The sequence below is a fragment of the Bradyrhizobium sp. Mp27 genome (assembly GCF_029953005.1).
Lineage (GTDB): Bacteria > Pseudomonadota > Alphaproteobacteria > Rhizobiales > Xanthobacteraceae > Bradyrhizobium > Bradyrhizobium barranii.
The window spans coordinates 1-459 of the sequence record NZ_JASAUS010000635.1 but is presented as its reverse complement, the minus strand read 5'-3'; the positions used below and the strand labels follow the sequence as shown (position 1 = coordinate 459).

Below are 459 nucleotides of genomic sequence, written 5' to 3'. Positions count from 1 at the left end.
ACATCAGCCCAAGCCTGTTGTTTCTGTGGCGTCGTCAGACCACGCGGGTGAAGCTCGCGGAGCGCCGGGACGGAGATGTGCCACCTGGCTTTGTGCCGGTCGCGATCACTGGCTGCGGCGGCGAATTGTCGTCGCGCGAAGAGCAGGCAGCAATTGAGATCCAAGTCGGCGCGGTTCGCATCCGTGTCGGGGGGACGGTCGACCGGCGGGCGCTGTGCGAGGTGCTTGCGGCAGTCCGGACGGTTGGTCGATGATCGGGCTCCGACCTGGGTTGTCGATCTGGATCGCGACGCAGCCGATCGATTTCCGTCGGGGGATGGACTCACTGGCGATGCTGGTGAGCGAGGCGTTTGGGGCCAATCCGTACGACGGCGGACTTTATGTCTTCCGGTCCAAGCGCCGAGATCGCGTGAAGATCCTGACCTGGGACGGAAGCGGCCTTGTCCTTTACTACAAAAG

Annotated in this window: 2 protein-coding genes; both read left to right on the top strand. The window is 63.6% G+C overall.

The window, feature by feature from the left end; genetic code table 11:
- Positions 1 to 254, top strand: a 254-nt coding sequence (locus QJT78_RS52120; RefSeq protein WP_281460945.1) for a hypothetical protein, incomplete at its 5' end; no start/stop codon positions are given.
- Positions 251 to 459 (top strand): IS66 family insertion sequence element accessory protein TnpB (tnpB, locus tag QJT78_RS52115; RefSeq protein ID WP_281460944.1); only part of this gene is annotated, 209 nt, incomplete at its 3' end. The genes QJT78_RS52120 and tnpB, both read left to right, overlap by 4 nt.